Consider the following 24,580-nt stretch of genomic DNA (forward strand, 5'->3'; position numbering starts at 1 on the left):
GTTTGGTGCAGACGAGCGCTTTGCCTCACGCCGCAGTGCTTCTGGCGGCACCGGCGCGCAGCCCGCCATGCTCGATTATGAAATCGATCACTTCCTGCAGCCCCTTGCCGCGCGACAGATCGGTGAAGCCGAACGGCCGCTTGCCGCGCATGCGGGCGGCATCGCTCTCCATGACATCGAGGTTGACGTTCACATAAGGGGCGAGATCGCTCTTGTTGATGACCAGGAAATCGGACCGGGTGATCGCCGGCCCGCCCTTGCGCGGGATTTCCTCGCCTTGGCAGACGGAGATGACGTAGAGCGTCAGATCAGCGAGGTCGGGGGAAAACGTGGCGGCAAGATTGTCGCCGCCCGATTCGATGAAGACGATGTCGAGATCCGGGAATTTTTTGGTCATCTCGGCGATCGCCTGCAGATTGATCGAGGCGTCCTCGCGGATGGCGGTGTGCGGGCAGCCGCCGGTTTCGACGCCGATGATGCGATCCTCGGGCAGCGCCTGAAGCCGGGCCAGCATCATGGCATCTTCCCTGGTGTAGATATCGTTGGTGACCACGGCGATGGAGAACTCGTCGCGCAGCGCCTTGCAGAGCTTTTCGGTGAGCGTCGTCTTGCCGGAGCCGACGGGACCGCCGATGCCGATGCGAAGGGGACCATTGGCTTGTGTCATCTAGCGAACTCCGTGATGGCAAGGACGGCGAAGCCGAGCCCGATCAAAAGGCACAGCGGCGAATAATAGCTGACATCGAGCCGGGCGAAGGGCTGTTCGGGCGCCAGCCGGCGCCACCACGGCGTGAAGCCGGCAATGCCGCGCCCCAGGAAGACCAGCGCGATGAGCAGCGCTGTCGCGGCGAGCCCTGCTTTGGGAAAGGGTGTGGCAAACATGCCTTCGAGCGCCATCGGCCACAGTGTCGCCAGGCCGAGACAGGCAGCAACGGCAAAGCTGGCGAAGGGCGCTGGCATTTCGTCGACGCCACGGAAGCCGACCACCGCGCGGGCGCAGGAGGCAGCGTCCCTGCCCGGCCAGATCCCGCCAATACCCCAATAGACATGCAGTGCGGTGATCAGCAGCAGGACCAGCGAGAGGGCGAAAGCGAGAACGATCATGAGCGGAACAGCCGCGAATATTGCGTCTCGTGCTTCATCGCCATGACGTCCGAGACGAACGCGCAGCCGCCGAGATCATCCAGCGTCGAGCCGGCAGCACGGGCGGCGACGCCGAGCGTCAGCGGCTCGAAACCGGCGAGCAGCGCGGTGGCGCCGGTCTGGCCGACGACGCCGAGCCGGATCGCGGCCTGGACGAGGTTGGAGAAAAAGGTCTGCAGGAAGGCGGCTAGCGCGTCCTGCAGGGCAATGGCGTTGCCGCCAGAAACGGCGCCGACGGCGACGCAATAGGCGCACTCGGCCGGCAGACGGTCCAGCACCTGACACGGCCAGGCCGATGCCGCCTTCAGGAAGGCGGCACCCTGCAGCATGGTCTCGGCATGGCGCTCGCGCGAGCCGGCCAAAGCCTCGGCGAGTGCGGCGATTTCGGCGAGATCGCCAGCCTGGCGGGCGCGCCGCCAGCTTTCGGCAAACAGCACCGCGTCGTTCCAGCCCGAACCAAGCTCGACCAGCGTCTCCAGCCATGCGGCGAGGTCTTTGCGATTGGCAACCAGCCCGGCATGCACGGCTTGCTCGAGACCATGGCTGTAGGAAAAACTGCCGACCGGGAATGCAGGCGACAGCCAGGCCATCAGCCGCAACAAAGCGAGGTTGGAAGGCTGGTCAGTCATGGTCGTGCGAGTGGCTTTGGGAATGCGACTCGCCATGGACGTGGGAATGCGCCTCAGCATGGCTGTGCGCATGCGCCTCGGCATGAGCATGGCCATGGCCGCCGTGCCCGGAATAGGCGCCGCGCACCGGCTTGAACGGCTCGGAAACGTCGCTTACCGTCGCACCCAGCCCTTCCAGCATCGCCTTGATGACGTGATCGCGCAGGATCAGGATTCGTTCCGCCTCTATGGCGGCGGCAAGATGGCGGTTGCCGATATGCCAAGCGAGTTCGGTGAGATGAACCGGGCTTAAGGCACGGATATCGTAGAGCGGTTCCTCGGCCGCAATGATCTCGATTTGGCGGCCATCCTCCAGCACCAGCCGGTCGCCATCGTTCAAGGCAACCGGCTCGGGCAGGTCGACCAGCACCTTGTCGCTACGGGCCGTTTCGATGGCGCGGCGGCGTAGATGCCGCTCGTCATGGGCCAGCACGGCACGATCATATGGGGTGACCGGTGCCGCCTCGTCGGCGGCGAGCACCGAGACGGCACGCGGGAATTTGATGAAATCTGTGCGGATGTCGAGCTTCATGTAAAAACTGCCTTTCCAAAAAGCCTAGACCATCCCGAACATCGGCCCAATGCCGGCGCATGCCCCGAATTCAAGTTTCTACAGCGTCCTTTGCGCGTCAGAAAGGACCCGCTGTGGTCAAACGATCGTGTCGAAGAGCCGCAGGATGACGCGTGACGCCAAGGCCGATCACCATGCCCATGACGATGCGGATGTGCGGGAAGATGTCGTGGGCGTAAGGGAGTTTCTGGTCCATGGCCCGGTGCGGCACGTTCTACGTCAGCTATAGCGCCCGATGGATCAGAACAAAAAGTACCTCTGCGCCATCGGCAGCACCGTGGCCGGTTCGCAGGTGAGCAATTCGCCGTCGGCGCGCACCTCGTAGGTTTCGGGGTCGACTTCGACATGCGGGGTGGCGTCGTTGAGCACCATCGACTGCTTGCCGATGCCGCCGCGGGTGTTGTCGACGGCGACCATCTGCTTGTCGACGCCGAGCCGGCCGCGCAGGCCGGCATCGAGCGCGGCTTTCGAGACAAAGGTCACCGATGAGTTTGTCATCGCCTTGCCATAGGCACCGAACATCGGCCGGTAGTGCATCGGCTGCGGTGTCGGGATCGAGGCGTTGGGATCGCCCATCGGGGCGGCGGCGATCATGCCGCCGATCAGCACCATGTCGGGCTTGACGCCGAAAAAGGCAGGGTTCCACAGCACCAGGTCGGCGCGCTTGCCGACCGCCACCGAGCCGATCTCGTTCGACAGGCCATGCGCGATGGCCGGGTTGATCGTGTATTTGGCGATGTAGCGGCGGACGCGGAAATTGTCGTTGTCGCCGGTTTCCTGCGGCAGCGAACCACGCTGGCGCTTCATCTTGTCGGCGGTCTGCCAGGTGCGGATCGCCACTTCGCCGACGCGGCCCATGGCCTGGCTGTCGGACGAGATGATCGAGAAGGCGCCGATGTCGTGCAAAATGTCTTCGGCGGCGATGGTCTCCTTGCGGATGCGGCTTTCGGCAAAGGCGATGTCTTCGGGGATAGACGGCGACAGATGATGGCAGACCATCAGCATGTCGAGATGCTCGGCCAGCGTGTTGACGGTGTAGGGCCGGGTCGGATTGGTCGACGACGGGATGACGTTGGGCAGGCCGCAAACCTTGATGATGTCGGGCGCATGGCCGCCGCCGGCGCCTTCGGTGTGGAAGGCGTGGATGGTGCGGCCGTTGATCGCCGCCACCGTGTTCTCGACAAAGCCGGATTCGTTCAGCGTGTCGGTGTGGATCATCACCTGCACGTCATAGTTGTCGGCGACCGACAGGCAGCAGTCGATTGCCGCTGGTGTCGTGCCCCAGTCCTCGTGCAACTTCAGCGAGCAGGCACCGCCCAGCACCATCTCTTCAAGCGCGGCCGGCAAGGACGCGTTGCCCTTGCCCGACAGGCCGATGTTCATTGGGAAGGCGTCGAAGGACTGGATCATGCGCGCCAGATGCCACGGCCCAGGCGTGCACGTCGTCGCCAGCGTGCCATGCGCCGGTCCGGTGCCGCCGCCGAGCATGGTGGTGATGCCTGACATCAGCGCCTCCTCGATCTGCTGCGGGCAGATGAAGTGGATATGCGCGTCGAAGCCGCCGGCGGTGAGGATCTTGCCTTCGCCGGCGATGATCTCGGTGCCGGGACCGATGATGATGGTGACGCCGTTTTGCATGTCCGGATTGCCGGCCTTGCCGATCGCGGCAATGCGTCCATCCCTAAGGCCGATATCGGCCTTGAAGATGCCGTCTGATGCATCGACGACCAGCGCATTGGTGATCACGGTGTCGACCGCGCCTTGGGCGCGGGACACCTGGCTCTGGCCCATGCCGTCGCGGATGACCTTGCCGCCGCCGAATTTCACCTCTTCGCCATGAAGGGTGAAATCTTTCTCGACCTCGATGAACAGCTCGGTATCGGCAAGCCGCACCTTGTCGCCGACGGTCGGGCCGTACATCTGCGCATAGGCGGCGCGGGTGATTCTAGCCATCAGCGATTGCTCCCGAAATACGTCCCAATACAGCCGGTCGAAGCCCGGTCGCACATTGTCGCCATCCTATGGTCACGCAATGACCCGCTGAGCGACACCTTCCGATCCCATTTAACGTTTGAGGTGGCCGGGTCACCCCAAAACGACCGTTTGCCAACCGATGGAAAGGAAGATCCATGCGCAAAACGATAAGTCTCGCAGCCGCCGCCACCCTGCTGCTCGCGACCGCTGCCAGCGCCCAGCAACAGCCGGCGCCGCAACCCAGCGAGCCGCCGGCTTCGCCCGCTCCCGCGGCGCCCGGCGCTCAGCCGCAAGCGCCGGCGATTCAGACCGTCAACGTCGTCGACATCGAGGAACTGCCGGAGGAAACGCAGACGAAGGTCAACGAAGTGATCGCCAAGCGCGGCGAGGACGGCCTGCAGAAATTGCGCAGCTCGATCGACGCGACCCCCCAGGTCAAATCCGCGCTCGAAGCCAAAGGACTCACCTCGGCGCAAGTGATCGCCGCCAGCATGGACACCAATGGCGCGCTGACCTTGATCACCAAGAAAGCGAGCTGACGATACGCTGTGGCGGGCCGGCACAAGGCCGGCCTGCCGCATCGGGGAGGGAACCTTCGCAGGGCAGAATACGTTTCGACTTTTTGGCGTAGAAACGAGCCTCGAAAGAGGCTCTGAGAGCGAGCGATGGCGATCACCACCTCCCCCGACACCAGATGGCTGCATATGGTCGCCGCAACTGCCTTTCTCGCGGCGAGCGTTCCCCAGGCCGCGCTGAATGCACAGGGTCTGGAAGGCCCGGATACGGTCAACAAGATCATCGGCTCGGACGTCGGCCAGGAAGAGACCAACACGGCTGTCGAAGCCGGCAAAGTCGCCACGGCGATCGAGCGGACGCGTGAAAACATCGGTACGGTGCGCAAAACATCCAAGCTCGACAAAGTCGACATCGTGTTCCTTACCGACGCAGCGCGCACGGAAGGCGGTCTGCCGCCGGCGATAGAAACCAAGGTCGAGCAGCATCAGGACGACATTGCGGAACTGCGCGAGGAGATCGAGGCGAACGCATTGCTGTTCAACGCCATCGACTCTCGACGCGTGCAGACCGAAGACGTTCTCGCCGTGGAATTCGATGATCCTGGCAAGGTCGTCATCTACGCGGCGGCCAAGCCGCCCAGTTGAGCCGAAACTGCTCGACGCCTTGGATCTCACAGCGCGCCCATGATCTTCTGCTGGAACCCGTAGACCTCGCGCTTGCCGCCGAGCGGCACCAAGGTGACGTCGCGCTGCTGGCCGGGCTCGAAGCGCATCGCCGTGCCGGCAGCGATGTCGAGGCGCATGCCCCGCGCCTTGTCGCGATCGAATTTCAGCCCCTCATTGGTCTCGAAGAAGTGATAGTGGCTGCCGACCTGGATCGGCCGGTCGCCGCTGTTGGCCACTTTCATGGTGATTGTCGGCTGGCCCTTGTTCAGTTCGATCTCGCCGCCTGCCGTGATGATTTCGCCCGGGATCATCGCCAGCCTCACAAGACGCCGAAGACGAGGCCGGCACCAACGGCAGCACAGACGCCGCCAGCGGCGCGGGCAAGGCCCGGGACTCTGATGCCGAGGCCGAGGCCGGCAGCGAGGCCGGCGGCATGGAGCAGCGCGGTGGCGACGGCAAAGCCGGCCATATAGCCGAGCCCGCCGGCGTTTTCAGGCACCTCGGTGCCATGGGCGTGACCGTGGAACAGCGCGAACAGGCCGATGATGGCGACGCCGGCCGAGACCGGAAGATCGATCGCAACGGCGACGAGCAGTCCCAGCGCGACGACGGACGCCAGTATGCCCGGTTCGACGAACGGCACCGGCACCTGCAGCATGCCGAGCGCGCCGCCCGCCAGCATGACGCCGACGAAGGCGAGCGGCCAGGCGACAACCGCCTTGCCGCCGCTGAGCGCCGCCCACAACCCGACCGCGATCATCACCGCCATGTGGTCGAGCCCGGAGAGCGGATGCATGAAGCCGGCTGACAAGGACGCGGTCGTGCCGATGCCGACATGGGCATGTGCGGGCATCGCGGCGGCGAGAAGCAGGATCGCCGAGAGCGACGTGCGTTTGATCGTTGCGGGAACCATCAATATGCCTTCCGTTGTCAGGATCGTGCCGTCACGCGGCGTTGCGGGCCGGGCCGCAGCCTTCGGCCTTGAGGACGCGCTTTGTCGAGGCGGGATATTTGTTCAGCATCGCTGCCGGACGGATCGGGCGCGCTGAAAAATTGCCGCCGCAATTCGGGCAGACCCCGCCCAGCACGTTTACCGCGCAATCGGCGCAGAAGGTACACTCGAAGGTGCAGATCAGCGCATCCGTCGCCTCAGGCGGCAGGTCCTTGTCGCAGCATTCGCAGTTGGGACGCAGTTCAAGCATCTTCCTCTCCTCACCTTATCGGTTCGTGCACCGTCACCAGCTTGGTGCCGTCGGGAAACGTCGCCTCGACCTGGACGTCGTGGATCATCTCGGCGATGCCCTCCATCACCTGTGCGCGGGTGACGACGTGGGCGCCGGCCTCCATCAGCTCGGCGACCTGGCGGCCGTCGCGGGCGCCCTCGACGACGAAGTCGGTGATCAGCGCGATCGCCTCCGGGTGATTGAGCTTGACGCCGCGTTCGAGCCGCTTGCGCGCCACAATCGCCGCCATGGCGATGAGCAGCTTGTCCTTTTCCCTTGGCGTCAGGTTCATGCGTTTCCCTGGAATAGCGTAATCGGAATCAGAGTGACCATAATTTGGGCAGACCCGCCCGTCCGTTGAGCAATTCGACGAGCGGAACCAGCCGCTTGCGGAGCTGGTAGCCGTCCTCGGCAAACAGCCTCGCAAGAAGCTTGCCAGATTTCTTCACGCTCCAGACGCTGGCGTCGCCCTGGCCGCCGATGATCTCCCGGGCCGGATCGAGCAAAGCCTCCACCCGCGGCGAGATCATCAGCACCGTCGCCATGGCGATGGCGCCGCCGGCCACGGCCGAACGGCCCAGAATGGCGGCAATGCCGGGCCCGATGCGGAAATCCTCGGCATGAACGAGCGCTCCGTCCTGACTTACGCGCCAGCGGTCATGGAAATTGCCGTGCGCCGCGCGTTCGCCCATGGCGAGGCGGCCGAAGACGGTCGCCTCGAGCACCAGCGCCTCGGCACCGGCGGCAAGCTCCAGCTCGAGCCTGCGGGCGAAGGCCGATCGATCGAAGACGATGGTTTCCTGCGGCAGCCAGGCGATGCGGCCGCCGGCGCCGACGGTCAGCTTCACCTGCACCTCGGCGCGATCGGCTGCGGCGCGGTAGATCTTCTCGCAGGCCTGGGTGGTTATGCTGGCGCAGGCGCCGGCGCCGACATCGACCTCCCAGCCGAGGCGGTCGCCGCCGGTCAGCCCGCCGGCGGTGTTGATCAGCACGGCTTCGAGCGGATCGGCCGAGACAGCCGGCATGCGGATCTTGGCGGACCCATCCTGATAAAGCCGCCGAAGCCGCGTGCGGCCGCCATTCCTGTCGCAGGCAAGCCGCGCCATTCCGGCGACGCGCTGGGCCGGCGGCACAAAGGTCAGGCCACGTTCGATCATATCCATGGCGCTAACGATAACCACACTCATATGGTTTGAATCCGAAATTCGCATCACTTTGGAGCAGCGTAATGAACGAATTTCGGATTCAAAGCCACACTGGAGCGCCGCGCGTCCCCTCGGACGCGCAAAGGACGCTCCAGCACTTTCCAGTTGGCGCGTGATCCTTTCCGGAAACCGATTCCGGTTTCCGGGGTCATGCGCTGGCAACTTATAGGATTCTGGTGTGGTTTGGATTTGAGGTTCCTAACCGCCGGTGCCATCAAAGTCGTAGGAACCTCAAATCCAGACCACACAGCCGGCTTTGTCGACATATAGCTTGTTGCCTGACAACGTTTCGGTTTCTATAGAGGAGCCGTCTTGGTACGGTCACACAGCGCCAGGCGGGATAAAAGGCGATGATGACGATTTGAGCCTGGGGAAAAAGAGGCGCCGATCAGTCGGCGTCGAGAAACGACAAGGTTGGGGAAGGAACCGAATGGCTGACCAGCTGGCAACGGACATCATCGCGAAGATCAAAGCTCATGCCGAGCCCGGTGGCGAAGAAATCACCACCAGCACCGAACTGACCTCACTTGGCATTCATTCGCTGGAACTGACGGAGATCATCTTCGACCTCGAGGAACAGTATGGCATCGAAATCGAGATGAATACGGTCGATGCTTGGAGCAACCTGAAGAACGTCGGCGACATGGTCGAGGCGGTTCGCGCGCTGATCGCGAAAAAAGCCTGACTGAATGCACAAGCGCGTCGTCATTACCGGCATCGGCGGCTTATGCGGGCTCGGCACCAATGTGCCGGCGATCTGGGGCGAGATGCGCGCCGGCCGCTCGGCCATCGGCCCGATCGTCAATTCGGAGCTGCATGACCTGAAAATCAGGGTCGGCTGCGAAATCAGGACGCTTCCCGATCACGGCATCGACCGCAAGCAGGTCGTCTCGATGGACCGCTTCACCCTTTTGGCGACGATCGCCGCGCGGGAGGCCGCGCAACAAGCCGGGCTGAACCCGCACGCAGCCAACACCTACCGGATGGGCGCCATCGTCGGCGTCGGCGTCTGCGGCTGGGAGGCGATCGAAGAGAGCTATCGCGCCATCCTGCTCGAAGGCAAGAATCGCACCGGCATCTTCACCGTGCCGAAAGTGATGCCGGGCGCTGCGGCCGGCCATGTCAGCATGAATCTCGGCCTGCGCGGGCCGGTCTTCGGCATCACCTCGGCCTGCTCCTCGTCCAACCACGCCATTGCCTCGGCGGTCGACCAGATCAGGCTCGGCCGCGCCGATGTCATGCTCGCCGGCGGCACCGATGCGCCGCTGGTCTGGGGTATTCTGAAAGGTTGGGAGGCGCTGCGGGTACTGGCGCCCGACACGTGCCGGCCGTTTTCGGCCGATCGGCAGGGCCTGGTGCTCGGCGAAGGCGCCGGCATGGTTGTGCTGGAAACCTACGAGCATGCCATGGCGCGCGGCGCCACTATACTTGCCGAAATTGCCGGCGCCGGCCTTTCCGGCGATGCCTCCGACATCGTCGCGCCGACCATCGAAGGGCCGGAGGCGGCGATGCGCTTCTGCCTCGTCGATGCCAGGCTCAACCCGGAAGACATCGACTATATCAATGCGCATGGCACCGGCACCAAGGCCAACGACCAGATCGAGACGGCGGCGATCAAGCGCGTCTTCGGCGATCATGCCTCCAGGCTTTCGATCTCCTCGACCAAATCGATGCACGCCCACTGTCTCGGCGCGTCGGGCGCGCTGGAGCTGATCGCCTGCGTGATGGCGATCCGCGAAGGCATCGTGCCGCCAACGGCCAATTTTCGCGAAACCGACGCCGATTGCGATCTCGACATTACGCCGAATGTGGCGCGCGAGCGCAAGGTGCGCGCGGCGATCAGCAACGGCTTCGCCTTCGGCGGCACCAATGCGGTGCTGGCGTTCAAGGCGGTCTGACCGCAACCGGATCATCCCGATAGGGCGAAGCTCTTGCCACTCGCCACGCACGCGCGAAAAATCCCGCCCAGGAGTTTCGATGACCGACCTGTCCGCCTTTCCGATCGCCACGCGCTGGCCGGCCAGCCATCCCGACCGCATCCAGCTCTATTCGTTCCCGACCCCGAACGGGGTGAAGGTGTCGATCGCGCTGGAGGAACTCGGCCTGCCATACGAGGCGCATGCGGTGAACATCGGCAAGAAAGAAAGCTGGACGCCGGAATTCCTGTCGCTGAACCCCAACGGCAAGATCCCGGCGATGATCGATCCGGACGGCCCGGGCGGCAGGCCGATCGGGCTGTTCGAATCCGGCGCCATCCTGCTCTATCTCTCAGACAAGACCGGCAGGCTGGTCCCGGCCGACCCGGTGCGGCGTTACGAAACGATCCAGTGGGTGTTCTTCCAGATGGCCTCGATCGGGCCGATCTTCGGGCAGGTCGGCTTCTTCCACAAATTCGCCGGACGCGAGATCGCCGACAAGCGGCCGCTGGCGCGCTATCGCGACGAATCGCGGCGGCTGATCGGTGTGCTCGAGACGAGGCTGAAGGGCCGCAGCTGGATCATGGACGACGACTACACCATCGCCGATATCTCAATGCTGGGCTGGGTGCGCAATTTGATAGGTTTTTACGAGGCAAGGGAGCTGGTCGGCTTCGACGACTTTCGCAATGTCGCGACATGGCTAGAACGCGGCCTTGCCCGGCCGGCGGTGCAAAAGGGTCTCACCATCCCCCCTCGGGGCTAGCTCAATCGGCTGCAGCCGCCGAGAAGCGGCTAGGCCTATTTTGCCTTGGTTTTGGGTTTTGAGCCGCCCTTGCCCATGACGGAAGCGGCAAGGGACGCAGCGCCCCTGGCGGTGGCGACAACCGCACCCGCTGCGACATTGGCCGTCGTTTTGGCCGTGCGCATTGCGCTGTCTACCATCGAGCCGCCGGTTGCCGATTTCCTGGGCTTGGTGGGTTTTGCCGTGGCCTTGGCTGCGGTCGGTGTCACTTTCTTCGGTGCTGCCTTGCCAAAGGTGGGCTTTGCCGCATCCTTGGAGCGGGCGGCGACCGCCGGGCCAGCGCCCGTCTTTGATTCAGTTGCCTTTGATTCAGTTGCCTTTGATCGAGTTGCCCTGCCCTTGCCGGGCGCAGGCTTTCTTGCCTTGGTTGCCATCGGAGTTGCCATCGGAGTTGCCATCGGACAGTTTTCCTCATGTCAGCATCATTGCCGTATCTGACATAACGGCCGGAAAGTCCTAAGGTTCCGGCGCGGGCTGTCCCGCAAATCAGGCGTGATCGCCGATCACCAGATCGGCGGGGCGGCGGCGGGCAAGCACGCGGTCGATGTTGGGCATGTCGTTGTAGGCGATCCAGGCGCGGGCGTCCTCGTCGGAGCGGCCATGCTCGTGCCATCGCTCGAGCAGCCGGCGCTCGAGCTCGGCGCGCGGCACATCGACGAAGATCGAGAAATCGAACAGCGGCGCCAGCCGCGACCAGGGTTCTTCGTCAAGCAGGAGATAATTGCCTTCGACCAGGATGAACTTGGTGTCGGCGGCGATGATCGAAGCGGCCGCGCGCGACAGCTCCATGCTGCGGTCGAACACCGGAATGGCGATGTCGGGCTCGGCCGCGCGGATGCGCTTCAGCAAGGTTTCGAAGCCGGCAAAGTCAAAGGTCTCCGGAGCGCCCTTGCGCGCGCGCAGGCCGCGCTGCTCGAGCACGGCATCGTCGTAATGGAAGCCGTCCATGGGCACGATTTCCGCCGCACCTTCCGGCAGCAGTTCATGCAGGCGGGCCGAAAGCGTCGACTTGCCGGCCCCCGGAGGACCGGCGATGGCAACGACAAAACGCCGCGCCTTGCCGGCGCGCTTGAAGATGGTGGCGGCGAGATGAGCAATCTCGGACATCGGAGCCTTTCTGGCTGGGTGTTTGGATCGCATCTTGGCGATAGTTCGCGGGAATTTCAAATCCCGGATTGACCGTCCGTTGGCAGATCGCAAAGCTTCGAGATTGGCCGAAACGATCCTCCCTTCGTCATCCTGGGGCGGAGCAAGGAGCGAAGCGACGCAGTCGCAGACCCCAGGATCCATGCCGTGACATAGGGGCGCTGCTGCGGTGCAGAACCTTTGATCGCGGAGGGACAGCGCCCCCCTCTGTCCTGCCGGACATCTCCCCCACAAGGAGGGAGATTGGCCTTCATCACTGATTTCGCCAACCACCAACCTTGCAAAAAGGACGCTGTCCGCGAAGCTGCCGATCTCCCCCCAAGTGGGGGAGATGCCAAGTTTGGGCAAAGAGGGCAGGACAGAGGGGGGCGCGAAGGATCGCTACAGAGCGCTTTTATTCTATTCCGCCGCGTTCCTCGGCTGATGTCACGGCATGGATCCCAGGGTCTCCGCGACGTCGCTTCGCTCCTGCTCCGCCCTGGGATGACGAAGAGGTGGGGAGCCGAACGCTCAAACCGGGACGGATCGACCAATCCTCAGGAAATCGCCGTCGAAGGCGACTTCCCGCGTCGAACCGTCAGCCGCCGCAATGCGCATATGCCCCTGCTCGGTGGCGATGTCGCGCGGCGGCTCGCCGCCGGATGAGGGCAGGGCACCGATGACGTGGCGGAACGAGACATTGCGGCCTTCGCCGAGGGCAAAGGCGGTCTCCACCCCTTCCCGCTTCAGCCAGTTGTCAGCCAGCGATGCGGCATGGCCGAGCGCCGTGCGGCCGTCCTCGATGCCGAGCACGCCGCGATGGCGGCCGCTCCACGGCGGGTAGTCGCGACCGCCATTGCTGATCCACAGCATGGTGACCGGCAGTTCGGCCGGGTTCTTCAGCACCACAACGAGATCGGCTTCCGCTTTTCGCGCCAGTGCGGTCCAGCCCGGCCCGCCATGGTCGGCCTCGACCAGCGTGACGAAGTCCTCGCGCTCGAGATCCATGCGATAGTCGGTCAGGTCGAGCGTGCCGCCATCGGCGGCGGGAAAACGCGTCAGGTCGGCGGAACGCGCGGGATAGGCGAAGCGGAAACGGCCGCGGGCCGGATCGGGCTCGAGCGGGTCGTCCGGCGTTGCCGCAAACCGCTTCGGCGAAAAGGCGAGCTTGCCGCCGTCCGTCATCACCGTCATCGGATGATGGGCGACGGAAATCGCGCCCGAACCGCCGGAAAAGACATGTTCCTGGTAGAGAAAGGGATGGTCGTCGCGCAGGGTGAGGATCTTGTCGACCGTTGCGCCCACGACCTTGTGCTGCAGCCTGAAAACGGCCCGCCAGCCATCGGCAGTCGCCTCGGAGGCGACGACATCCCAGCGGCTGTTGGCCGGCCAGCCATGCAAGGGTGCTTCCTCGACATCGCTGCGCGAAAACGGCGCGCAGAGAAAATCGCCGGACAGGCGAACGGTGCCGGCCGGCAGGTCCTGCGGCAGCGTCGCGCGCGGCTCGTCGATCCACGGCGCGCGATGCAGCGGTTTTAGCCGGCGCCCGTCGATATCGACCGTCATGTCGGCGAGATGGCCGACGGTGAGATCGACCGTTACCGAAATGCCCTTTGCCTTGATCGTGAGCGTATCCATGGCGCACCTGCTGATTCTGCCGGCGCCAGCAAACCCGCTCGGTGCCGGTTACGCAAGCGCAGACCCGGTATTTCACGTGAGAGACGCCGAAGCACCCTGTGGGAGCTATCATTGCCGGCTGGCGGCGCTGCCCCTCATTGCCCTGCCGGGCATTTCTCCCCGTAAACGGGGAGAAAGAAGCTGGCCGCAATGCCGGCGCCCTTTTTGCAAACGCCGGTGATTGGCGAAACCGTCGATGACAGCGCCCCTCTCCCCGTTCTACGGGGAGAGGATGCCGGCAGGCAGGTGAGGGGCAACGCAAATGCCCGGGGGCGGGGCGAATTCAAACCTGAAGCGATTGCCCTGAAGAACGGTGTTAACGAAATAGACGGGGCAATCGGGTTAGGCTAGTTTCCCATTCGTTTCAGCAACGGCTTACCTTCAGAACAGTGTCCCACCCGCGCCTCTTTCCGCTCATCCAAAGATTTGTCGCGGCGTTTGCGCTGCTGGTGCTGGTCGCCGGCTGCGCGACGACGCCGACGGAGACCATGCTGGCGGTGCCGGCGCCGGCGCAGAAATATGCGGCTGTTGTCATCGACGGCAAAAGCGGCAAGACGCTGTTCGAGGCCAACTCGACGGCGCCGCGCTATCCGGCGTCGCTGACCAAGATGATGACGCTCTACCTGCTGTTCGAGGCGCTGGACCAGGGCCGCGTCAGCAAGACGACGCCGATCCCGGTGTCGGACAACGCCGCCAGGCAGCCGCCGACCAAGCTGCGCTTCAGGCGCGGCGAGACGATCGATGTCGACTCGGCGATCCGGGCGATCACCGTCAAATCGGCCAATGACGTGGCGGTCGCCGTCGCCGAATATCTCGGCGGCAGCGAACAGGCGTTTGCCGCGATGATGACCGCCAAAGCGCGCCAGATCGGCATGCGCAGCACCGTCTTCCGCAACGCGTCGGGCCTGCCGGACGCCGGCCAGCTGACGACGGCACGCGACATGGCGGTGCTCGGCACGGCGCTGCGCGCCCGCTTCCCGCAGCATTTCCACTATTTCTCCGAAAGCGACTTCATGTTTCGGGGCAGGCTGGTGCGCGGCCACAACGACATGCTCGGCCGCGTCCGCGGCGTCAACGGCATCAAAACCGGCTATATCAGAGCCTCAGGCTTCAACATCGTCACCTCCTACGATGCCGACGGCCGCCGGCTCATCCTCGTCGTAATGGGCGCCGACAGCGCGCGCCGGCGCAACGACCACGTCGAGGCGCTGATCCAGCGCAACCTGTCGCCGGCATCGAACACGACGACAAGATTGCTGTATGCCGGGGAGCAGTGAGGGGTGGCGTTCGGCAGTGATGGGGCAAGCTCTTGATCAGTGGTTTCAACTTGACAGGTGACGGCAATTATGCTAGGAATTTATTCATAGTGCTGATTTGCGCCCGCCCGCCGAGGCGGGTTTTTCATTTCAGGCTTCGGCGCCATTCTTCATAGGTCCGACACAACCGCAGGTTTGCCGGCCTGCGGGTTTGCTTCTCGCACCTTCGCGGGGTCATGGCAGGCTCCAGATCGTGGGCCTCCGTGGAATGAGCAATTCGAAAAATGCGTTATTCCGAGTTCGCAGCCCTGCCGCCTGCCACTTGCCCGTTGAAGCCTGCGCCGGCTTCCGCTAAGAAGCCGTGGCTGGCCGGTTACCCGGCTGGTTCGTTTTCCGGATCTCGATCCTGAAGGCACCCGTAGCTCAGCTGGATAGAGCGCTGCCCTCCGAAGGCAGAGGTCACAGGTTCGAATCCTGTCGGGTGCGCCATTAAAATCAAATGCTTACAAAGAGCCGATGAGCCGATCAAGAGTTCCCACAGAGAGCCTCTTCGGGCAAGCAACGAACGCAAATGTGGATTGACCCACAATTCGTCCACCGAGGCATGCTCCCTCGCAGCAGTTGCCCTATTGCCACAGCCGGACAATTAGTCCGCGATCATCCTTCATAGAGCCAAGATCTCGCGTATCAGGGTGACCTTGAATAGTTGCGACAGCCGCCGCGAAAAAATTACGCGACGGACCACTATGGCAACAAGCCACCGCCCTTGCTGGCTCCGATCTCCTGTTAACTTTAGCAGGGGGCCATGCACCTTGTCCTTGCTATTCCTGGCGAAAACCGGAACATGGACCAATCGGATTCGATGGGCTTCAGGGCCGCGCGATGTTAAATCGGAAGAGCTTTGTGAATGAATTTTGCGCTGCATCAACAGCCTTTGCCACGATCCGTAGATGAAATCTGGCGCGGCGTGATCGATCACGTCAAACAAGAATACCTTTCCGCTTCGCAGCGTTTTCCCTGGATTGTCGGCTTCTCCGGAGGCAAGGACAGCACCCTTGTCGCCCACGCCATCTTCGAAATGCTGCTTGAGATTCCACCCTCGCAGCGGACGCGGCCCATTCACATCGTATCCAACGACACGCAGGTCGAATCACCCCTTGTTATGTCGCATCTCAACGCCGTCACGAAGCAGATGGACGACGCTGCCGCCGCGCTCGGCTTGCCGATCACCGTCGCCCGGACGTATCCGGACCCCGACAAGACGTTCTGGGTCCTGCTGATCGGGAAAGGCTATCCCAGCCCGAATATGACTATGCGCTGGTGCACCGACCGGCTAAAAATTCAGCCGACCAGCGGTTATATCAAACGGCAGGTTTCCGCGTCGGGCGCAGCCATCGTCGTCCTTGGTGTCCGACGCGACGAAAGCCAGAGCAGACAGCGCTCCATCGACCGCCGCCCCAACGTGCGCGGCGAGAATCTCTCGGAGCACGACCGTCTGCCTGGGGCTTTTATCTTCCGACCCATCCTGGACCTTGCCGTCGACGAGGTATGGGAAATCCTCGGCACCACCCATGCGCCCTGGGGAGGCAATCACACCTCCCTTATCCGGCTTTACCGCGACTCCGAGGGTGGCGAGTGCCCGGTCGTCCTCTCGGCGGACGAAGCGCCTGGCTGTGGAACGTCAAATAGCCGGTTCGGCTGCTGGACCTGCACCGTCGTCGAGAAGGATAAAAGCCTTCAAGGGTTCGTCGACGCCGGGATGCTGTCGTACCAGCCGCTGATCGAATTCCGCGACTGGCTGAAGTCCATTCGCAATCGCACCGACATGCGCCAGGCCTTCAGGCGCAATGGGCGCCTGTCGTTCGATGCCAATGGCAAGCACATCCCGGGACCCTTCACCATCGCCGCCCGCAAAGAGATATTTGACAGGCTTATGCAGGTTCAGGAGAATTTTGACGGCGTACTCATCCAGGAAACGGAGATTCGCCAGATTCGGCAGATTTGGGCGGATGAATTGCAGAACAGCGGGAGCCTCGCCAATGTCTGACACGAACACGACAGAGAATTCGCTAAGCGATCTGCCCCTTTGGGTCGATGAGGACGCGCGCTCAATCCTTGAGCGCGTATGCGAACAGCACAACGTGCCGGTAGACGTGTTGACCGAACTCGTCAGCCTCCAGCGGGAACGCCAGCATCAAGAGCGCGCCTCGGGGATCTATCCACGCATTGAAGAGATACTCGGACGCATGGATTAAGGAGGCTAGGGGGGCGGCCCAATGTGGATTTCCAAGATAGAACTCACGTGCTTCAAGTCGTACCAGCACCAGGAGTTCACGTTTCCGGAGCCTAACAACGGCAAGAATGTCGTCCTGATTGGCGGCATGAATGGTTATGGAAAAACTTCTGTCCTCGAGGCTCTTTACCTCTGCCTGTATGGCAAAGATGCCATGGCGCATTTGGCGCGTGCTGGGCTGAAGACCGACGACGTGCGGGGCTATCCAACATTTCTTGAAAAGGCCTTCAACGGCGAGGCTCTCCGCGACGGCCGCGACACAATGCTCGTGCGCGTGACCGTGAACCGCAGCAAGGCCAAGGCGATCGAGATCACGCGGAAATGGTACTTCCGCAGCAACGGCAGCTGGACCGATGAAGAGGCCACCGTCCGCACGATCACGCGCAACGTACCGGACATGCCCCGCTCGGACGGCAAGAACGGCTTCCACCTTGCGGACATGCTGGATGACTTATTCGTCCCCGCCCACATCGCGCCGTTCTTTTTCTTTGACGGCGAGGAAGTGAAGAAGCTCGCCGACCAGAGCCGCATCGAACAGGTCAAGCAGGGGCTGGAGGGCTTGCTCGGTGTCGTGCTGCTGCGCTCGCTTTCCGACCGCCTTCGCCAATTCGAGAATTCCCGGCGCCAGGGCGTAGTGACGGTGGATGAAGAACGGCTTGCTCAGCTTGAGCGTACCCTGCGCGACAACGAGCAGCAGGAGCAGGACATTGCGCATCAGATTGATGTCGCGAAGGACCAGAAGCGGTTGCTGGCCGACGAATTCCAGTCGCTGCTTGAGCGGGTGACATCGGCGGGTGGGGGCGGGGGCGATACCGCGACCTACAAGGAATTGGTCGAGGAACGGGAGCAATATCGCGCCTCGCTGCGCGAGAATATGCGGGACCAGGAGGAAATCCTGTCCGGACGCCTGCCGTTTCACTTGGCGTCAAAGAACATCCTTGAAACACTTCGTAGCCAGTTGGAGGCTGAACTCCGCTATTTCAAGTGGGAAGGCGAGAAGCAGGCGCTTGAGCCCCGCAAGAACGAGTTCCGCGCGGCGCTTGAAAGCCAGGCAAGCCCGTTGATCCAGCCACCGCTGTCGGACGAGCAGACAGCGGCGCTCAACGCGCGGCTCGATGCCGCCTGGGCCTGCCTTTTCTACCCACCTCCGGACGATTGCGCCGAAAAGATCATCCACTCTTACCTGACGCCCCCCGAGCGGTCCAAGATGCTGGAATATCTCGATTCCATCGCGGTCAGTCAGCGCGAGATACAGGACCTTCTGTCCGAACACGCGCAGCTGACGCAGCGCATTGACGACCTGGGGCGAAAGATATCGAAGCTGGAGGGGATCGACAGGGACGGCACGCTGGCCGCACTGACCCAGCAATTGAAGGACCTGCAGCAGAAAATCGACAGTGTGGACGAAGAAATCCGCGCCGACGAGCGCCGCAGGACCGGCCTCGAAACGCAAGTGGTGACACAGCGAGCGGACTATGAGCGCGAACGCAAGAAGCTGGACGACTCCTCACCAGCGCGCTCGGTCATCAAAAAGTCAGACCGCATCCGCAGGGTTATCGAGGACCTGATTCCGGCGCTGTTCCCCCTGAAGGTGAAGCAGCTGGCGTCTTCGATGACCCAAGTCTACCGCCAACTCGCTCACAAGGATCAGGTTTCCAGAATCTTCATCTCTAATGATGGCACGTCCCAGATACTCGGCAAGTCCGGCAGGCCGATCACCTTTGACCGCTCTGCCGGAGAGAACCAGATATTCGCCACGGCCCTAATCGCAGGGCTCGCCAAAGTGTCAGGTATCAATGCGCCGCTGGTGGTCGATACGCCACTCGGCCGCCTCGATAGCCGTCACCGGCACAACATTTTACAGTTCTGGACGAGCGACGAGAGCAGGCAAGTCATCCTGCTCAGCCAGGACAAGGAAATCGACGCGGAGTTTCACCGTCGCATCTCTAAGCATGTCGCAAAGACCTACCTTCTGGACCATACCGACGTGGGCGACGGGGTTGGGCGCACCAGCGCCCGCGAAGACCGCTATTTCGTGGAAGCCGCCGAATGAACGCGCTCACGGTCCAGCAGATTATGTCATCCCGCTTTCGGACCAGCGCCAACGCAGACGGGAAGACCAAAGCCCTTATGGAAGGGCTCGGCCTATCTACCAAGGCCAACGTCGCTCGCCTCGCTATCGGACGCTCGCTTTCAGGAGGACCGCTCTCCGAGGATGCGGTCGATGCCAAGGGGTTGGAAATCCCTGCCACATCTCTCTTCACGCAGAATGACGTAGCGACGTGGGTTGGACTGCTCGCCACCCATGCTGTCATGCACGGCGGTACGCCTGTTGACAGCATGGATAGCTTCAGAGCGGCCATCCGGGGCCATTGGCATCGCGGCGCTACGCTGCTGATGAACGATTGGCAGGACGTAAACGAGGATTATGACGCCTTCATCAGCATGTTGCTGAACAGGCGCGCCGACCTGCCGGCGACGAAATCAGAAATTCATGCCCGGCCGGGCGCGGATGCCGCTCCGCCGGCGCCTTCCGAGGATATCTCCAAGCAGCTCGTCAAAGCGCTCGGCGACATCGGCGTCAACGCCGAAGTCAAAGGCGTTGTTCATGGTCCGCGCGTTTCGCGGTACCGCGTGCTACTGCGGGATGTAAATCAGCTCGACCGGCTGCGAAAAGGCCTCGAACGCCTCGCACTGGCGCTGAACCTTCAGAACATGATGCCGACACTCGGACCTTCGGACGAGGCGCGCACCGTCGCGCTCGATATCCCGCGTCCACGGGTATCATGGATCAACGCAGGTCGACGGGAGCTAGAAGCAGCACTCAACAGTGTTCCCCGCAGCGAGTCGACGCTGGAGGTTTTCCCCGGTCAGGGCGTGACCGGGCGGGTCATTCACTTCGATCTGGCCGCCGCTCCGCATCTGCTGGTGGGCGGTGCGACCGGGCAGGGCAAGAGCGTGTGTATGCACGGGCTGATCGTTTCCCTGATCTCGCGGCACAGCCCCGATACGCTGCGGCTTTGCCTGATCGATCCCAAGCAGGTCGAGTTTCCGGTCTACAGTGGCAGCAAATACCTTTGGAACGATGACGTGGCGTCGGGAATCACGGAGGCCCGGACCGCGATAGACGCCCTCGTTGTGGAGATGGACAATCGCTATGCGCAGATGAAGGCGTTCGGCGTTAACAACGTCCTTGACGCGCGCCGCAAAGCGGGGGGCTTTCCGTTTATCGTCGCTTTCATCGACGAGTTGGCTGACCTTATCATCCAAGACCGCACGGTCGAATCAAAGATCGTGCGGCTTGCGCAGGCGGCCAGAGCCGCGGGCATCCATCTGGTGCTTGCCACACAGCGGCCGGACGCGAAGACCTTTAGCGGACTGATCCGCAGCAACATCCCCTCGCGCATCGCGCTCACGGTGCAGAAAAGTTCGGAGTCGCAAATCATTCTGGACGACACGGGCGCGCAGGACCTACTTGGCAGGGGCGATATGCTAATCAAGCGCCCTGGTGAGGAACTTGAACGCGGACATGGCTTCTACCTGTCGCTAATGGACGTGGAGGCCATGATTTGAGCGCTTCTTCAGCAATGTCTTCTGAACCCATCGTCATCGATACGCGCCGCCTCAATTGTCCGCTCCCGGTCATCCGGTCAAGGAGGGCGGCGAAGTCCCTTCCTGCCGGTGCGCAAATTCTGGTCGAATGCACAGACCCACTGGCCAAGATAGATATTCCGCATTTTGCGACGGCAGACGGCCACCGGCTGGTTTCGTCCGGTGAAAACGGGAACGTTCTCTGGTTCCTGATCGAGCTGGGCGGCGGGAACGCTTCAGGGTGACGATGGGCGGCGACAGCCGCCCATCGAACCTGCATTCTGAAGGGGCGTATCGTCCGACTGAAAATGACGACCGTGCCGGACCTCGGAGCGTGTTTCACTGTGGCAGGACTTGTCGAGAGACTGCCGCACGCTTACGTGAGGCAATCAAAACGCATGCGAAGGCCGAAAGTCAGCCGCCCGTCCAACTGCGACCACCTTGGTTTCGGAGATTGCCGAATGGGTCCTCTTTGATTTCAGCACCGACATCGAGATGAACCCGGCACACCGCTAGTTCATCCTCCGACGATCACGCGCCGTTCATAGGACAGACGGCAACTTCAAGTCACAAAGGCCTGGCGATCCTCGTCTGCCAGGTCGGCCGGCAGACCAAGATTTGCCGCCAACACTTTGCGGATAAAGCTACGGCCGGAGCCAGAGGCGTTCTTGAACCTGTCCAGAGCGAAATTGACATGCGCCGCCGGACGCAGACGATTCTCGAATGCCTGTACCGAAACATCCTTTGCCATGTACGCCTCCATCCCTATCAGCCGCAAAATGTCGAACAGCGCCTGAACGCCGACAGTCTTTCTGATGAAAGAGTCCGGCGCGGCCGTTTTCCAGAAAAGGTTGTCAGCGGCGATTACGAAGTTAAGGACGATCGTATAGATCAGAAGGTCATTGCCTTCGACATACAGGGTCCGTAGGGGTGACTTGTCTGCGCGCACGCCTACGAGGCTGCGGCGCTCCCTGCGGGGTGTCAGCAGCAGATTGGAGTCGCGCTTCGAGTTCGTAGATATCAGCCGCAATATGCCCTGTACGACAACAGCGGTTGAAACTTTCCAGGGGGAGCCTGCAAGGGCTTTGACCGACGCGAAGTCGTTCTCGGGAGCGACCACGATCCTGTCGTTCAATGGCGACGCAGGGTCTGCCCCCAACCGGCGCGTCATGAATACCGCAAGCTTGTCCGGGCTCCAGAACGATGCCGGTTCGTCTTCGACATTGTAGCCGAAGAGTTCATACGTAAGGCTCTTGTCGACAGGCTTTTGCGTGGAGTTGATGGTCGCGAACAGCTGCGCCTGGATGGGCTTGGGAAGATCTAGGTAGACAGCGCACAGCAGCTCCGCGTCCCTCCGCTCGCTCGTAGAACGAGCAAACGCGAACAGCCGATGCTGGCCATCGATCACAGCAGCGAGCTTCTCTGCCGACGGTATGGTCAAACGCAGGCACCCGTCCGCCCCCTCTTCCACCCGCCATCTTTTGGTTTCCTGTTCGGCTTCCTTGTTCTCGTCCTCGGGGTCACCCTCGATGTAGCCATCGGGACGGTAGTTGGCGGCCAGGATGATAGAGTTCGGGAATGCTGAATCGGAGCGGCCGATATATTCCGCAATGGCGTCCAGCCTTTTAGGCTGTTGCAGCCTTTGCGTGCCGTCCACTTCGTAGGTGTCGGTGCCCGGCCGCCGCTCCGCGACCAGCAGGTCGGTGAAAGCGACCTCGAGAAGCGTACGCGCCGTGAGCACAGTTGCGAAAAACGCGCCCATCGGCTGATCGACGCGCATAGCGGGCACTGTCAAAGGGTACGTTGTCATCGCTCTTCCCCTAAGCCTTGATGCCGTTAAGGTCGCCATCGAGCTTTGCTTTCACGTCGCCGCCTACAGAATCGTCGGGGCGGATCGTATCCTCGAAAATTGGGTCAAGCCCGTTGGCTACCCACCACGTAAGGACAGCAAGGAGACAAAAGAGGATGCCGGTGATTATTGACCACTTATCCGGGATGCTGAAGATATTTGCGATAAGTGTAAAGGTCACAACAAAACACAATACGAGCGACCCGAGGCCAGCCATCCGAATCGGTGAGTTGTCCTTGTCCAAAACCAATTGCACCGCCGAGGCGCCCATGATTGCCGGAAAAACAGTAAACAGGGCGAGCTTGACGCCGTCCACATTGTGCGCGGGCGAATTCGTCATGCGAAACCATTCGATGTAGATCGGAAGTCCGCCCAGCGAGAAGATCGCCAGAACAAGGTACGTCCAGAAATTCACCTGACCTATCGGCTTCACGAAGCGCCGCTTCGCCTCCCGGCCCAGAAATACGAATCCGTTTAAGCCGCTATAGTGCGTGCCGTTCATTACCCTCCCCCACCGCCGGACCATCAAAGGTTGCTTAGGTCCATTCCATGAACGAATAGTTGAAAAGTGGTCAGGGAGGAAGCATTTCCTGGTCCATGATCGCCTAACGGCCGAACCGCCGATCAATTGCAAAAAACCGAGAGTTCGCTCACGCGCCCATGCGGCTGCAGGTTGATCACTGGCCATTTTCTCCATTCAGAGAATGGGGATCCTCATCTCTAAGGACGGGATGAGGCGAATGCTGCCGAGAGCGCCATTACCAGGCAGTATAGAGGATTGCCAATTTGAATGCGGGCTCTCGCAGCATGGCGTAGTAACGTTCCTCGGCTTCGGACGGGGGATGTTGCCGATGCGCCAGAGGGCGACTTGGCGTCACCGCTCTTGACCGCCAGGCGCGTGCGATACACGTAACGATATGGGCTGATTCAGACGGACCATCGGGTGAAGTGGCGAACCAGGCGATTATCTTTCCCGTGACGCCCCCGACGACGAGGGCGAGATCGCGATCCGCCTTGTCATCGAAGGCCCGAACCGCGGCGAGCTCCTCATCGCGAACAAGGGTCGTCCGTTCACGAGGTGATCCGCAACATCGCGACGAGTGACAAGGAGATCGGCGAAGGCATCGGTAACAAGGGCCTGGGTTTCCGCAGCGTCGAGGCACTGACGGATGATGTCCACATCTTCTCGGTTGGGTGTCACGCACCCGCCCGCGAGTTCGACGGCTACTGCTCCGCTTCGCCGCGGCCTACGAGATAGCGAACCGATGGTCCGGAACCCGATCGGCCTCGAATGATTTGTTCGTAGTTAGATCTTGAAGGAGAGACCCCATTGCCCGCACCTGACGAAATGGATGTCGTCCTCGAAAAGCTGCCTTTGAGGATCGGCGCCTACGTGCCCGACGACTTGCTGGAGGACTGGTTCGCGCCGGGAACGGGCATGAACCCGGTCAGCAAGGAAGCACTGGCGGCCGCCAAGACTTACGGATGGCGCTTCGAATGCGAGTTCAAATACTACCCCGAAAGGATGGAGGGCGTGTTCTGGAAGTGGGTGCCGGCGATCTGATCCGCGCAATTGCCATCGGCCCCTTGGCGCTTCAGTGATCGAGGGTGCCGCGAAACGTGATCGCTGTCTTGATCGCCTCAGCCGCCGCCTGTCGGCGTCGTCACCTTTCCGGTTCCGCCGCATTCGGGGCAGGTGCGGCCGTCGATCATGCCTGTCCCGGCGCAGCGGTGACACATATGCTCGCCAGCGCCAGGAATGCCTGGCGGGACTTCGTCCACATTGGTTTCCCCAAGTTGCTCGGGTTTGCCTTGCAGCTTGCCTCGCAACCGGGCGGCGGTCTCGTCGACTTCAAGCGGCCGGCTGCTGTCGTCCGGTTCGCCGGATTGGCCTATGGTTTCGTTGCGCGGCCGGGCGTTGGTGCCTGTCGTTATCTTCGCTTTCTGAGCCATTGCGGTACTCTTTGCAAATTGCAGGTGCAGCTCTCAGCTCCTGCGGTTCGAACGCCTCAGTTCCGCAGAGGTTCCGGTCGACAACTGTTCGCCGACGGGCCCGGACGAACGTGGCAACAGCCAAGCGCATCCAGGCTGAAACGGCACGAG

29 protein-coding genes and 1 tRNA gene are annotated in these 24,580 nt (G+C 62.3%); 14 read left to right on the plus strand and 16 right to left on the minus strand.

The window, feature by feature from the left end; translation table 11 throughout:
* Positions 1-25: 25 nt before the first annotated feature.
* The 6 genes from ureG to ureC form a co-directional block, all read right to left on the minus strand.
* Positions 26-667 (minus strand): urease accessory protein UreG, encoded by a 642-nt coding sequence (ureG, locus tag CIT31_RS04250; protein ID WP_095517550.1) that lies wholly within the window; start codon positions 665-667, stop codon positions 26-28.
* On the minus strand, positions 664-1,104 hold the full coding sequence (locus tag CIT31_RS04255) for a DUF3995 domain-containing protein (RefSeq protein ID WP_095517551.1): 441 nt from the start codon (positions 1,102-1,104) through the stop codon (positions 664-666). The genes ureG and CIT31_RS04255 overlap by 4 nt, the downstream gene beginning before the upstream one ends.
* On the minus strand, positions 1,101-1,772 hold the full coding sequence (locus CIT31_RS04260; protein WP_165778341.1) for an urease accessory protein UreF: 672 nt from the start codon (positions 1,770-1,772) through the stop codon (positions 1,101-1,103). The genes CIT31_RS04255 and CIT31_RS04260 overlap by 4 nt, the downstream gene beginning before the upstream one ends.
* Complete coding sequence (gene ureE / locus CIT31_RS04265) at positions 1,765-2,343, minus strand: urease accessory protein UreE (RefSeq protein WP_095517553.1); 579 nt, start codon at positions 2,341-2,343, stop codon at positions 1,765-1,767. The genes CIT31_RS04260 and ureE overlap by 8 nt, the downstream gene beginning before the upstream one ends.
* Positions 2,344-2,440: 97 nt before the next feature.
* Positions 2,441-2,578, minus strand: a complete 138-nt coding sequence (locus tag CIT31_RS34075) for a hypothetical protein (protein WP_165778329.1) — start codon at positions 2,576-2,578, stop codon at positions 2,441-2,443.
* 44 nt (positions 2,579-2,622) lie between these two features.
* The gene (ureC, locus tag CIT31_RS04270; RefSeq protein WP_095517554.1) at positions 2,623-4,335 is read right to left on the minus strand and encodes an urease subunit alpha; all 1,713 of its coding nucleotides are present in this window, start codon (positions 4,333-4,335) and stop codon (positions 2,623-2,625) included.
* 176 nt (positions 4,336-4,511) lie between these two features.
* Between ureC and CIT31_RS04275 the strand changes: the two genes are divergently transcribed.
* The gene (locus tag CIT31_RS04275) at positions 4,512-4,895 is read left to right on the plus strand and encodes a hypothetical protein (protein ID WP_095517555.1); all 384 of its coding nucleotides are present in this window, start codon (positions 4,512-4,514) and stop codon (positions 4,893-4,895) included.
* A 126-nt stretch (positions 4,896-5,021) separates the two neighbouring features.
* Positions 5,022-5,516 carry a hypothetical protein gene (locus CIT31_RS04280; protein WP_095517556.1) on the plus strand — a complete coding sequence of 165 codons (495 nt, stop codon included), beginning with the start codon at positions 5,022-5,024 and terminating at the stop codon, positions 5,514-5,516.
* Positions 5,517-5,542: 26 nt separating this feature from the next.
* On the opposite strand, the gene CIT31_RS04285 is transcribed toward CIT31_RS04280, so the two are convergent.
* The 5 genes from CIT31_RS04285 to CIT31_RS04305 are packed head-to-tail and all read right to left on the minus strand — an operon-like array spanning position 5,543 to position 7,923.
* On the minus strand, positions 5,543-5,848 hold the full coding sequence (locus tag CIT31_RS04285; RefSeq protein WP_095517727.1) for an urease subunit beta: 306 nt from the start codon (positions 5,846-5,848) through the stop codon (positions 5,543-5,545).
* A gap of 8 nt (positions 5,849-5,856) precedes the next feature.
* Entirely contained in the window at positions 5,857-6,450 is a 594-nt protein-coding gene (locus CIT31_RS04290) for a HupE/UreJ family protein (protein ID WP_095517557.1), read from the minus strand.
* 31 nt (positions 6,451-6,481) lie between these two features.
* Positions 6,482-6,739 carry a DUF1272 domain-containing protein gene (locus CIT31_RS04295; RefSeq protein WP_095517558.1) on the minus strand — a complete coding sequence of 86 codons (258 nt, stop codon included), beginning with the start codon at positions 6,737-6,739 and terminating at the stop codon, positions 6,482-6,484.
* A 10-nt stretch (positions 6,740-6,749) separates the two neighbouring features.
* A complete protein-coding gene (locus CIT31_RS04300) occupies positions 6,750-7,052 on the minus strand; it encodes an urease subunit gamma (RefSeq protein ID WP_023801505.1) in 303 nt (100 codons plus the stop codon).
* A 28-nt stretch (positions 7,053-7,080) separates the two neighbouring features.
* Positions 7,081-7,923, minus strand: coding sequence for an urease accessory protein UreD (locus tag CIT31_RS04305; protein WP_095517559.1), 843 nt, complete (start codon positions 7,921-7,923; stop codon positions 7,081-7,083).
* A 472-nt stretch (positions 7,924-8,395) separates the two neighbouring features.
* Here CIT31_RS04305 and CIT31_RS04310 point away from each other — a divergent pair, with 472 nt between their 5' ends.
* From CIT31_RS04310 to CIT31_RS34080, 4 genes are all read left to right on the plus strand, one after another.
* A complete protein-coding gene (locus CIT31_RS04310; protein WP_095491223.1) occupies positions 8,396-8,650 on the plus strand; it encodes an acyl carrier protein in 255 nt (84 codons plus the stop codon).
* 4 nt (positions 8,651-8,654) lie between these two features.
* Positions 8,655-9,863, plus strand: coding sequence for a beta-ketoacyl-[acyl-carrier-protein] synthase family protein (locus tag CIT31_RS04315; protein ID WP_095517560.1), 1,209 nt, complete (start codon positions 8,655-8,657; stop codon positions 9,861-9,863).
* 79 nt (positions 9,864-9,942) lie between these two features.
* Positions 9,943-10,647 carry a glutathione S-transferase family protein gene (locus CIT31_RS04320; RefSeq protein ID WP_095517561.1) on the plus strand — a complete coding sequence of 235 codons (705 nt, stop codon included), beginning with the start codon at positions 9,943-9,945 and terminating at the stop codon, positions 10,645-10,647.
* A gap of 75 nt (positions 10,648-10,722) precedes the next feature.
* Positions 10,723-11,124 (plus strand): hypothetical protein, encoded by a 402-nt coding sequence (locus CIT31_RS34080; RefSeq protein ID WP_165778342.1) that lies wholly within the window; start codon positions 10,723-10,725, stop codon positions 11,122-11,124.
* A 48-nt stretch (positions 11,125-11,172) separates the two neighbouring features.
* Here CIT31_RS34080 and CIT31_RS04330 read toward each other — a convergent pair whose 3' ends face one another.
* A complete protein-coding gene (locus CIT31_RS04330; RefSeq protein ID WP_095517728.1) occupies positions 11,173-11,793 on the minus strand; it encodes a nucleoside triphosphate hydrolase in 621 nt (206 codons plus the stop codon).
* Positions 11,794-12,342: 549 nt separating this feature from the next.
* Positions 12,343-13,449, minus strand: a complete 1,107-nt coding sequence (locus tag CIT31_RS04335) for a hypothetical protein (protein ID WP_095517563.1) — start codon at positions 13,447-13,449, stop codon at positions 12,343-12,345.
* Between the two features lie 428 nt (positions 13,450-13,877).
* Here CIT31_RS04335 and CIT31_RS04345 point away from each other — a divergent pair, with 428 nt between their 5' ends.
* From CIT31_RS04345 to CIT31_RS04375, 7 genes are all read left to right on the plus strand, one after another.
* On the plus strand, positions 13,878-14,765 hold the full coding sequence (locus CIT31_RS04345; protein WP_095517564.1) for a D-alanyl-D-alanine carboxypeptidase family protein: 888 nt from the start codon (positions 13,878-13,880) through the stop codon (positions 14,763-14,765).
* Positions 14,766-15,156: 391 nt separating this feature from the next.
* Positions 15,157-15,233 (plus strand) — tRNA-Arg (locus CIT31_RS04350).
* Positions 15,234-15,651: 418 nt separating this feature from the next.
* Positions 15,652-16,791 carry a DNA phosphorothioation system sulfurtransferase DndC gene (gene dndC / locus CIT31_RS04355; protein ID WP_095517565.1) on the plus strand — a complete coding sequence of 380 codons (1,140 nt, stop codon included), beginning with the start codon at positions 15,652-15,654 and terminating at the stop codon, positions 16,789-16,791.
* A complete protein-coding gene (locus tag CIT31_RS04360; RefSeq protein ID WP_095517566.1) occupies positions 16,784-16,999 on the plus strand; it encodes a DNA modification system-associated small protein in 216 nt (71 codons plus the stop codon). Before dndC ends, CIT31_RS04360 begins: the two co-directional genes overlap by 8 nt.
* A 21-nt stretch (positions 17,000-17,020) precedes the next feature.
* The gene (gene dndD / locus CIT31_RS04365; RefSeq protein ID WP_095517567.1) at positions 17,021-19,090 is read left to right on the plus strand and encodes a DNA sulfur modification protein DndD; all 2,070 of its coding nucleotides are present in this window, start codon (positions 17,021-17,023) and stop codon (positions 19,088-19,090) included.
* Complete coding sequence (locus CIT31_RS04370) at positions 19,087-20,610, plus strand: FtsK/SpoIIIE domain-containing protein (protein WP_095517568.1); 1,524 nt, start codon at positions 19,087-19,089, stop codon at positions 20,608-20,610. The genes dndD and CIT31_RS04370 overlap by 4 nt, the downstream gene beginning before the upstream one ends.
* The gene (locus CIT31_RS04375; RefSeq protein ID WP_245316100.1) at positions 20,607-20,873 is read left to right on the plus strand and encodes a sulfurtransferase TusA family protein; all 267 of its coding nucleotides are present in this window, start codon (positions 20,607-20,609) and stop codon (positions 20,871-20,873) included. Before CIT31_RS04370 ends, CIT31_RS04375 begins: the two co-directional genes overlap by 4 nt.
* A gap of 317 nt (positions 20,874-21,190) precedes the next feature.
* Here CIT31_RS04375 and CIT31_RS04380 read toward each other — a convergent pair whose 3' ends face one another.
* Both CIT31_RS04380 and CIT31_RS04385 read right to left on the minus strand, forming a co-directional pair.
* Positions 21,191-22,408: a DGQHR domain-containing protein gene (locus CIT31_RS04380; protein ID WP_245316101.1), complete on the minus strand. Its 1,218-nt coding sequence runs from the start codon at positions 22,406-22,408 to the stop codon at positions 21,191-21,193.
* A 40-nt stretch (positions 22,409-22,448) separates the two neighbouring features.
* Complete coding sequence (locus CIT31_RS04385; RefSeq protein ID WP_133116113.1) at positions 22,449-22,979, minus strand: hypothetical protein; 531 nt, start codon at positions 22,977-22,979, stop codon at positions 22,449-22,451.
* 828 nt (positions 22,980-23,807) lie between these two features.
* Between CIT31_RS04385 and CIT31_RS04395 the strand changes: the two genes are divergently transcribed.
* Positions 23,808-24,041, plus strand: coding sequence for a hypothetical protein (locus CIT31_RS04395; protein WP_095517573.1), 234 nt, complete (start codon positions 23,808-23,810; stop codon positions 24,039-24,041).
* A 77-nt stretch (positions 24,042-24,118) separates the two neighbouring features.
* Here the strand turns inward: CIT31_RS04395 and CIT31_RS04400 are convergent, their stop codons facing one another.
* A complete protein-coding gene (locus CIT31_RS04400; RefSeq protein WP_095517574.1) occupies positions 24,119-24,430 on the minus strand; it encodes a hypothetical protein in 312 nt (103 codons plus the stop codon).
* Between the last annotated feature and the right edge of the window lie 150 nt (positions 24,431-24,580).

Source organism: Mesorhizobium wenxiniae (assembly GCF_002284535.1).
Classification (GTDB): domain Bacteria; phylum Pseudomonadota; class Alphaproteobacteria; order Rhizobiales; family Rhizobiaceae; genus Mesorhizobium; species Mesorhizobium wenxiniae.

What these genes read in the sequence shown, in the direction of transcription:
- CIT31_RS04400 (WP_095517574.1), bottom strand. Translation starts at nt 24,430, where the DNA reads ATGGCTCAGAAAGCGAAGATAACGACAGGCACCAACGCCCGGCCGCGC.
- CIT31_RS04295 (WP_095517558.1), bottom strand. Translation starts at nt 6,739, where the DNA reads ATGCTTGAACTGCGTCCCAACTGCGAATGCTGCGACAAGGACCTGCCG.
- CIT31_RS04360 (WP_095517566.1), top strand. Translation starts at nt 16,784, where the DNA reads ATGTCTGACACGAACACGACAGAGAATTCGCTAAGCGATCTGCCCCTT.
- CIT31_RS04275 (WP_095517555.1), top strand. Translation starts at nt 4,512, where the DNA reads ATGCGCAAAACGATAAGTCTCGCAGCCGCCGCCACCCTGCTGCTCGCG.
- CIT31_RS04335 (WP_095517563.1), bottom strand. Translation starts at nt 13,449, where the DNA reads ATGGATACGCTCACGATCAAGGCAAAGGGCATTTCGGTAACGGTCGAT.
- CIT31_RS04305 (WP_095517559.1), bottom strand. Translation starts at nt 7,923, where the DNA reads ATGGATATGATCGAACGTGGCCTGACCTTTGTGCCGCCGGCCCAGCGC.
- CIT31_RS04385 (WP_133116113.1), bottom strand. Translation starts at nt 22,979, where the DNA reads ATGAACGGCACGCACTATAGCGGCTTAAACGGATTCGTATTTCTGGGC.
- CIT31_RS04370 (WP_095517568.1), top strand. Translation starts at nt 19,087, where the DNA reads ATGAACGCGCTCACGGTCCAGCAGATTATGTCATCCCGCTTTCGGACC.
- CIT31_RS04300 (WP_023801505.1), bottom strand. Translation starts at nt 7,052, where the DNA reads ATGAACCTGACGCCAAGGGAAAAGGACAAGCTGCTCATCGCCATGGCG.
- CIT31_RS04315 (WP_095517560.1), top strand. Translation starts at nt 8,655, where the DNA reads ATGCACAAGCGCGTCGTCATTACCGGCATCGGCGGCTTATGCGGGCTC.
- CIT31_RS04320 (WP_095517561.1), top strand. Translation starts at nt 9,943, where the DNA reads ATGACCGACCTGTCCGCCTTTCCGATCGCCACGCGCTGGCCGGCCAGC.
- ureG (WP_095517550.1), bottom strand. Translation starts at nt 667, where the DNA reads ATGACACAAGCCAATGGTCCCCTTCGCATCGGCATCGGCGGTCCCGTC.
- CIT31_RS04260 (WP_165778341.1), bottom strand. Translation starts at nt 1,772, where the DNA reads ATGACTGACCAGCCTTCCAACCTCGCTTTGTTGCGGCTGATGGCCTGG.
- CIT31_RS04290 (WP_095517557.1), bottom strand. Translation starts at nt 6,450, where the DNA reads ATGGTTCCCGCAACGATCAAACGCACGTCGCTCTCGGCGATCCTGCTT.
- CIT31_RS34080 (WP_165778342.1), top strand. Translation starts at nt 10,723, where the DNA reads ATGACGGAAGCGGCAAGGGACGCAGCGCCCCTGGCGGTGGCGACAACC.
- dndD (WP_095517567.1), top strand. Translation starts at nt 17,021, where the DNA reads ATGTGGATTTCCAAGATAGAACTCACGTGCTTCAAGTCGTACCAGCAC.
- dndC (WP_095517565.1), top strand. Translation starts at nt 15,652, where the DNA reads ATGAATTTTGCGCTGCATCAACAGCCTTTGCCACGATCCGTAGATGAA.
- CIT31_RS04280 (WP_095517556.1), top strand. Translation starts at nt 5,022, where the DNA reads ATGGCGATCACCACCTCCCCCGACACCAGATGGCTGCATATGGTCGCC.
- ureE (WP_095517553.1), bottom strand. Translation starts at nt 2,343, where the DNA reads ATGAAGCTCGACATCCGCACAGATTTCATCAAATTCCCGCGTGCCGTC.
- CIT31_RS04285 (WP_095517727.1), bottom strand. Translation starts at nt 5,848, where the DNA reads ATGATCCCGGGCGAAATCATCACGGCAGGCGGCGAGATCGAACTGAAC.
- ureC (WP_095517554.1), bottom strand. Translation starts at nt 4,335, where the DNA reads ATGGCTAGAATCACCCGCGCCGCCTATGCGCAGATGTACGGCCCGACC.
- CIT31_RS04255 (WP_095517551.1), bottom strand. Translation starts at nt 1,104, where the DNA reads ATGATCGTTCTCGCTTTCGCCCTCTCGCTGGTCCTGCTGCTGATCACC.
- CIT31_RS04330 (WP_095517728.1), bottom strand. Translation starts at nt 11,793, where the DNA reads ATGTCCGAGATTGCTCATCTCGCCGCCACCATCTTCAAGCGCGCCGGC.
- CIT31_RS04310 (WP_095491223.1), top strand. Translation starts at nt 8,396, where the DNA reads ATGGCTGACCAGCTGGCAACGGACATCATCGCGAAGATCAAAGCTCAT.
- CIT31_RS34075 (WP_165778329.1), bottom strand. Translation starts at nt 2,578, where the DNA reads ATGGACCAGAAACTCCCTTACGCCCACGACATCTTCCCGCACATCCGC.
- CIT31_RS04380 (WP_245316101.1), bottom strand. Translation starts at nt 22,408, where the DNA reads ATGCGCGTCGATCAGCCGATGGGCGCGTTTTTCGCAACTGTGCTCACG.